7 protein-coding genes are annotated in these 7318 nt (G+C 65.1%); 2 read left to right on the top strand and 5 right to left on the bottom strand.

Annotation, left to right across the window (positions count from 1 at the left end; genetic code table 11):
- Nucleotides 1-173: 173 nt before the first annotated feature.
- Nucleotides 174-1784, top strand: coding sequence for an inorganic phosphate transporter (locus F6S12_RS28500; RefSeq protein ID WP_015636700.1), 1611 nt, complete (start codon nt 174-176; stop codon nt 1782-1784).
- A gap of 132 nt (nt 1785-1916) precedes the next feature.
- Here F6S12_RS28500 and F6S12_RS28505 read toward each other — a convergent pair whose 3' ends face one another.
- The 5 genes from F6S12_RS28505 to F6S12_RS28525 form a co-directional block, all read right to left on the bottom strand.
- Nucleotides 1917-2891 carry a biotin-dependent carboxyltransferase family protein gene (locus F6S12_RS28505; RefSeq protein ID WP_041119561.1) on the bottom strand — a complete coding sequence of 325 codons (975 nt, stop codon included), beginning with the start codon at nt 2889-2891 and terminating at the stop codon, nt 1917-1919.
- Nucleotides 2888-3760 (bottom strand): 5-oxoprolinase subunit B family protein, encoded by an 873-nt coding sequence (locus F6S12_RS28510; protein WP_053159833.1) that lies wholly within the window; start codon nt 3758-3760, stop codon nt 2888-2890. Before F6S12_RS28510 ends, F6S12_RS28505 begins: the two co-directional genes overlap by 4 nt.
- Nucleotides 3757-5130, bottom strand: coding sequence for an acetyl-CoA carboxylase biotin carboxylase subunit (locus F6S12_RS28515; protein ID WP_123472889.1), 1374 nt, complete (start codon nt 5128-5130; stop codon nt 3757-3759). The genes F6S12_RS28510 and F6S12_RS28515 overlap by 4 nt, the downstream gene beginning before the upstream one ends.
- Nucleotides 5131-5140: 10 nt before the next feature.
- The gene (locus F6S12_RS28520) at nt 5141-5383 is read right to left on the bottom strand and encodes an acetyl-CoA carboxylase (RefSeq protein ID WP_011062806.1); all 243 of its coding nucleotides are present in this window, start codon (nt 5381-5383) and stop codon (nt 5141-5143) included.
- Nucleotides 5384-5478: 95 nt separating this feature from the next.
- Nucleotides 5479-6237 carry a 5-oxoprolinase subunit PxpA gene (locus F6S12_RS28525; RefSeq protein ID WP_015636704.1) on the bottom strand — a complete coding sequence of 253 codons (759 nt, stop codon included), beginning with the start codon at nt 6235-6237 and terminating at the stop codon, nt 5479-5481.
- Between the two features lie 199 nt (nt 6238-6436).
- On the opposite strand from F6S12_RS28525, the gene F6S12_RS28530 reads away from it, so the two are divergent.
- A partial coding sequence (locus F6S12_RS28530) for a LysR family transcriptional regulator (RefSeq protein WP_315869602.1) occupies nt 6437-7318 on the top strand: 882 nt, incomplete at its 3' end.

Consider the following 7318-nt stretch of genomic DNA (forward strand, 5'->3'; position numbering starts at 1 on the left):
CTTCGCCGGCAAGCCGGCTCCTGCGGGATGAGCGGGATGGAGGGATGGTCGTGCGTGATCGATCTGATCAACGCAAGGGCTCAATTGCGCAAACCATGACCTGAGGCAGTCTCCCTGTAACATTCAGCAACGATCATGGACGCCATTCCTTCCAGCAACAGGATTGTCCAGCAATGGCCACCCCGTCCCTGACTGCCGCTTCGTCCAACCTCGACAGCAAACCGCAACTGGATAAAAAGCCCGGCCCCTTCACCCTCGTCGCCTTCTTCGCGGTGCTGGCCATGGGCTTGCTGTTCACCGCCTACAGCCTGGTGCACGACATGCACGAGCTGGGCACCACGGTCACCACCTGGACCCCGTTCCTGCTCCTGGGCGTGGCATTGCTGATCGCCCTGGGCTTCGAGTTCGTCAACGGTTTCCATGACACCGCCAACGCCGTGGCCACGGTGATCTACACCCACTCGCTGCCGCCGCAGTTCGCGGTGGTCTGGTCCGGCCTGTTCAACTTCCTCGGCGTACTGCTGTCCAGCGGCGCGGTGGCTTTCGGCATCATCGCCCTGCTGCCGGTGGAACTGATCCTGCAGGTGGGTTCCTCCGCCGGTTTCGCGATGATCTTCGCCCTGCTGATCGCCGCCATCCTATGGAACCTCGGCACCTGGTGGCTGGGCCTGCCGGCTTCGTCTTCCCACACCCTGATCGGCTCGATCATCGGTGTCGGCGTGGCCAATGCCCTGATGCATGGCCGCGACGGCACCAGCGGCGTGGACTGGGGCCAGGCCACCAAGGTCGGCTACGCCCTGCTGTTCTCGCCCCTGATCGGCTTCGTGTTCGCCGCCCTGCTGCTGTTGGCCCTGCGCCTGTTCGTCAAGAACCGAGCCCTGTACAAGGCACCCAAGGGCGACGCACCGCCGCCCTGGTGGATTCGCGGGCTGCTGATCCTGACCTGCACCGGCGTGTCCTTCGCCCACGGTTCCAACGACGGCCAGAAAGGCATGGGCCTGATCATGCTGATCCTGGTGGGCACCCTGCCCATGGCCTACGCCTTGAACCGCACCATGCCCGCCGACCAGTCGCTGCAATTCGCCGCGGTGGCCGAAGTCACCCAGCAGGCCCTGGTGAAGAGTGCCCCGCAACCGGCGCCGGCCGATTCCCGCGCGGTGCTCTCGGAGTACATGCGCAGCAAGGAAGCGACACCGGAACTGATCCCCGCGCTGGCCGCCCTGACCGGCGCCATCGGCACTGAAGTGAAGGGCTACGGTTCGCTGGCCAAGGTGCCCGCCGAAGCCATGGGCAACGTGCGCAACGACATGTACCTGACCAGCGAGGCGATCCGCCTGATGGACAAGAATCAGGTAGGCCACTTCGACCAGGACACCCGGGACAAACTGCAACTGTTCAAGCAACAGATCGACAACGCCACGCGCTTCATTCCGCTGTGGGTGAAGATCGCCGTGGCCATCGCCCTTGGCCTGGGCACCATGGTGGGCTGGAAGCGCATCGTGGTCACCGTTGGCGAAAAGATCGGCAAGACCCACCTGACCTACGCCCAGGGTGCCTCGGCGGAAACCGTGGCGATGCTGACCATCGGCGCGGCGGACATGTTCGGCCTGCCGGTGTCCACCACCCATGTGCTGTCCTCGGGGGTGGCCGGGACCATGGTGGCCAATGGCGGCGGCTTACAGATGCGCACCATCCGCAACCTGGCCATGGCCTGGGTGCTGACCCTGCCGGCGGCGATCCTGCTGTCCGGCAGCCTGTACTGGTTGTTCACTCAGCTGTTCTGAGGGGCATGCCTCCCCCTCTGTAACCGCTGCCGAGCCTGCGAGGCTGCGAAAAGGCCCGCGGGGCCTTGCCTGGCGATCCCTCGCCAAACCTGCAGCAGCCTCAGGCTCCCAGCGGCTACACGAGCAAGAAGGTCAGGAAGGGAACAACTTGCTCAGGCAACTGAGCTTTTTCTTGTAGGAACGCCGGGCCTCCAGCGCTTCTTCCAGGGTCACCGCGACAAAACGGGCCTTCTGGTTGGGCTGCATCTGGCCGATCAGGTCGAGGTCGGCGCTGATCACCGTGCCGATCATCGCGTAGCCACCACCGGACACCGCGTCCCGGTGCAGGACGATGGGTTCGAGCCCCGCCGGCACCTGGATCGAACCGATGGGATAGCAGCTGTCGACGATGTTCGACGGATCGGAACCGGCACCGAACGGCTGCTCCCGTGGCTGGAAACTCAAGGCGCTGCCGCCCTTGAAGCGATAGCCGATGCGGTCCGCCTCCGAGCCCACGGTCCAGGGTTCGGCGAAGAAGCTGGCCTTGGCCGCCTCGCTCAAGCGCTCGTAGTACAGGCCCGGCACCACCCGCAGGGTGATTTCGCCCCCCAGGGACTGGCGCAGCGCCATGGGCAGACTGGCGCCCGGGCGGCTCTTGCCGCTGTCCACGCCCACCGGCAGCTCATCACCCGCCACCAGGCGCCGGCCCTGGAAACCACCCAGGGTACCCAAGGCGTAAGTCGAGCGGCTGCCCAGCACCAGCGGCACATCGATGCCACCGGCCACCGCCAGATACGCCCGGGCCCCGGCCTTGGGAAAGTCGAAGCGCAGCACTTGCCCGGCCTTGACCGCAAAGGCGGTGTCCAGGTGCATGTCCACGCCATCGAGCTTGGGGGTCATGTGGGCACCGCAGACCGCCACCAGGGCATCGGTGCTGAATGCAAGCTCAGGGCCGAGCAAGGTGCACTCCAGCCCCGCTGCCCCCGCCGGGTTGCCCACCAGCTGGTTGGCGGCGCTCAGGGCGTACTGGTCCAGGGCCCCGGACGGCGGAATCCCCAGGTGATAGAAACCTTCGCGACCCAGGTCCTGTACCGATGTGGCCAGGCCCGGTTTGATGACCTTGATCATGCCAGCACCTCCTGCAGCGACGTGGGATAGCCGACCGGGTCGGCGAGAAAGGCATCCAGGGAAAACTCCACCTCGCGGATGCGCAAGTCGAAACGCCCGGCCTCGACCTCGGCCACGGCAAGGTCATAGGCCTGGCGGTCAATGGGCTTGAACTGCACGATGTCCCCCGGACGGAAGAACACCATGTGCTGCTTGAGGTAGGCCAACTGTTGCTGCGGGTCGTAGATCGGCGCCGGGGTGACGCCGAACATCTGGTAGCCGCCGGCACCGCGCACCGAGTAGATGCAGCCGAAACAGCCGCCATGGCCCAGGGTCAGTTTGGGCGTATCGGTGCGCGGCCGCAGGTACTTGGGCACCTGCAGTTGCCGTTCACGTTCGACCATCTGGAACATGAACGGCAGGCCCGCCACAAAGCCCACCATGGAGACGAACCAGGGCGCGCCGCTGTGGGCGGCGATAAAGGCTTCGACATCCGCCAGGCCGTTGATCCGCGCCGCGTACTCAAGATCGGTGGCGCTGGGGTCCTGGTGCCGGTCGCGAAAACGCATCAGGGTTTCATGGGTCCAGGGGTCGTTGTAGAGCACCGGGATCTCGATGATCCGGGTATGCAGGCTGCGCTCGGCCACCGCGCAGGCCTCGGCCTGTTGCACCGCCTCCAACAGGGTGTGCGGGGCGATGCGGTCCGGGTCGAAGCGGATCTGGAACGAAGCATTGGCCAGGCACACATCCAGCACGCCATCCAATTCCAGGCGCTCCACCGCGCGGGTTACCGCCATGCCCTTGAAGAAGGCTTCCAGGGACATGCTGTCGCTGACTTCGGCGAACAGGTGCTCGTCGGCACCAAAGCTGTAGCGGATCGGCTGGCTCATGCGACACCTCCGGCGCGGCGCTCGGCCAGCCAGGTTTCCAGGGTTCCCGTGTGAAAATCGGCCTGCTGCAACCAGGGTTCGGCCAGCAGTTCACGGTGCAGCGACAAGGTACTGGCCATGCCGGTCAAAGTGGTGTGTTCCACGGCCAGCCGCGCCCGGGCCAGGGCCTCGCCACGGTCACGGCCGTGGACGATCAGCTTGGCCAGCAGCGAGTCGTAATAAGGCGGCACAGCATAGCCCGGGTACAAGTGACTATCGACCCGTACCCCCGCCCCTTGCGGCCAGATCAGTTGCTCGACCTTGCCCGGACTGGGGAAGAAATCCCGCGCCGGGTCTTCGGCGTTCAGGCGCAGCTGCAAGGCCGCGCCGTTAAGCCGGATATCACTCTGGCGCAAACCCAGGGGCTCGCCCCCGGCAATACGCAGCATGGCCTGGACCAGATCGATGCCGGTGATCAGCTCGCTGATGGGGTGCTCCACCTGGATCCGCGTGTTCATCTCGATAAAGAAGAACTCGCCGGTGCTGTCGTCGTAGAGGTATTCCAGAGTGCCCGCGCCCTGGTAGCCCAGGGCTTGGGTCAGGCGCACGGCGCTGCTGCACAACTGCTCACGCTGCTCGGCACTGAGTACCGGCGAAGGCGCTTCCTCGAAGATCTTCTGCCGCCGCCGTTGCAGCGAACACTCGCGTTCGAACAGGTGCACCGCGTGTTTGCCATCGCCCAACACCTGGACTTCGATGTGCCGCGCACGGCCAATGAAACGCTCCAGGTACACTGCGCCGTTGCCGAACGCGGTCTGGGCTTCGCGTTGCGCCCGAGGGAATTCCTCGGCCAATTGCGCCGCGTCCCGGGCCAGGCGAATCCCGCGCCCGCCACCGCCGGCACTGGCCTTGATCAATAGCGGAAAGCCCACGACTTCAGCGGCCGCCAGCGCACTGTCCAGGTCGAAGAGTTCTCCTGGGGAGCCCGGTACCACCGGCACTCCCGCCGCCTGCGCGGTGCGCCGGGCTTCGGCCTTGTCACCCATGCGGCGGATGGTTTCGGCACTGGGACCGACGAAGATCGCCCCGGCCTCGACCACCGCCTCGGCGAAGTCGGCATTCTCGGAAAGAAAGCCATAGCCCGGATGTACCGCGTTGGCACCGCTGGCCTGCAAGGCACCGAGCAGGGCCTGGACATTCAGGTAGCTCTTGTCGGCCCGCGCCGGGCCGATGATCTGCACTTCATCGGCCATACGTGCGGCCATGGAATCGGCATCCGCCTCACTGCAGGCGGCAACGGTGGGAATCCCCAGGGCCTTGGCCGCGCGAATGATGCGCACGGCAATCTCGCCACGGTTGGCCACCAGCAATTTGTTGATTGATCCAGTCATACCCCGGCCCTCACTGTTCGAGCGTCGCGACGACCTGACCCGGTTCCACCGGATCACCGTCTTCCACCAGAAAGGCGCTGACTTGACCCGCGCTCCCGGCGGTCAGTTCGGAAAACTGCTTCATGACTTCTATCAGGCCGATCACGGTATCGGCGCTGACGCTGTCGCCGACCTCGACGAAAGGCGCCGACTCCGGGGTGGCCTTGCGATAAAAGGTGCCCGGCAAGGGGGTGATAACACTGTATTCGGCCATGTCTGTTCCTTTTGGAATAGTTGTAGAAAGGCAGGCAAAAAAAACAAAACCAGATGAACCCCGCGTCTGTGCGCGGTGCTTCGTGTCGATGCGCCTCAACGCGGTGCGCGGACCTCGATACCGGCCTGATCCAGCGCCGTTCGGGTGGCCTGCACCAGGTCCAGGGCGCCGGGGGTGTCGCTGTGCAGGCAGATGGAATCGAACTCGAGGAACAGCTCCTCGCCTTCGACGGTGCGTACCAGGCCGGTCTGGCAGGCGCGCAGCACCTTGGCCGCCACGGCTGCCGGGTCCAGGGCGCGGACGTTGCGGGTAAACACGATGGAGCCGCTGAGGTCGTAGTCGCGGTCGGCGTAGAACTCGCGGATCACCGGCTGCCCCAGCTCCTGGGCCACACGCCAGATCACCGAATTGGGCATGCAATACAGCAGCAACTCGGGCTCCAGCCGGCGCAGGTTTTGCACCAGCAGCCGCGCCGCTTCCTCGTCCCGGGCCAGGTGCATGTAGAGCGCACCATGCGGCTTGATGTGCTGCAGCTTCACGCCTTGTACCCGGGCCATTTCCCGCAGGGCGCCAAGCTGATAGAGCATGTCGTCCACCAGCTCCTGGGCCGGGGCATTGATGTGCCGGCGGCCGAAACCCACCAGGTCGCGAAACCCCGGATGGGCGCCGATGGCCACCCCCAGGCGCTTGGCCTGTTCGATGGTGCGGCGCATGGTGCCGGGGTCGCCGGCGTGAAAGCCGGTGGCGATATTGGCCGAGCTGATAAAGCCCATCAGCTCGTTGTCGACGCCATCGCCGATGGTCCACGGGCCGAAGCTCTCGCCCATGTCCGAATTGAAATCCACTGCCTGCATCACTGTTGCTCCAACTCTCGTGACTTCGTGCGACGAAAATTAGAGCGCCCTTGACCCCTTGGGAAGATCTATTATCAGATAGAGCTTGTTCTGAAAAACAGATAAAGCTAACAGGCAGCGTGATGCGTGACGGCGCAGGCGCTTGCACGATCGCTTTCGCCGGCAAGCCGGCTCCTGCAGCGTTAGAGGGGAATGGGCCGTGTCGTTGACCTTGCGCCAGGTGCGCTATTTCGTTGCTACCGCCGAGATCGGGCAGATTTCCCAGGCGGCGCTGCACTTGAATATTTCCCAGTCGGCGGTGACCACGGCGATCAAGGAGCTGGAGGCGATGCTCGCCGTGCAGCTGTTCGTGCGCTCGGCCCAGGGCATGAACCTGACCGATGCCGGGCGGCATTTTCTCAACCGCGCCTACGTGATCCTGCGCAGCGTCGAAGATGCCCTGAACAGCCCGTTGCCGGACTATCGGGCCAGCGGCGTATTGCACCTGGCGGCCAGCTACACAGTGATCGGCTACTTCCTGCCGCACCACCTGCAGCGCCTGCAGCACTGGCACCCGGACGTCACCATCGAGCTCCATGAACAGGAACGCCAGGCCATCGAGCAAGGCTTGCTGGAAGGCCGCTTCGACATGGCAGTGGTACTCACCGCCAACCTGACGCACCCGGACATCGTCTCGCAGACCCTGTTCAACTCCGAGCGCCGGCTGTGGCTGCCGGCCCATCATCCGCTGTGCGAGCGCAGCAGCATCAGCCTGGCGGACGTGGCCGAGGAGCCGTTCATCCTGCTCACCGTCGACGAAGCCGAGCAAAGCGCCATGCGTTATTGGGAACAGGCCGGCCAGCAGCCCCGGGTGCGCGTGCGCACCAGCTCGGTGGAAGCGGTGCGCAGCATGGTGGCCAACGGCAGCGGCGTGGCGATCCTCTCGGATCTGGTGCACCGGCCCTGGTCACTGGAAGGCAAGCGTATCGAGACCCTGAGCCTGAGCGATGCGGTCACGCCCATGAGCGTGGGGCTGGCCTGGCACCGCGAGCGTACCTTCACCCCGGCCATGCAGGCCCTGCGCGATTATTTCCACGACGCC

This window comes from Pseudomonas sp. JV245A (genome assembly GCF_032424515.1).
Classification (GTDB): Bacteria; Pseudomonadota; Gammaproteobacteria; order Pseudomonadales; family Pseudomonadaceae; genus Aquipseudomonas; species Aquipseudomonas protegens.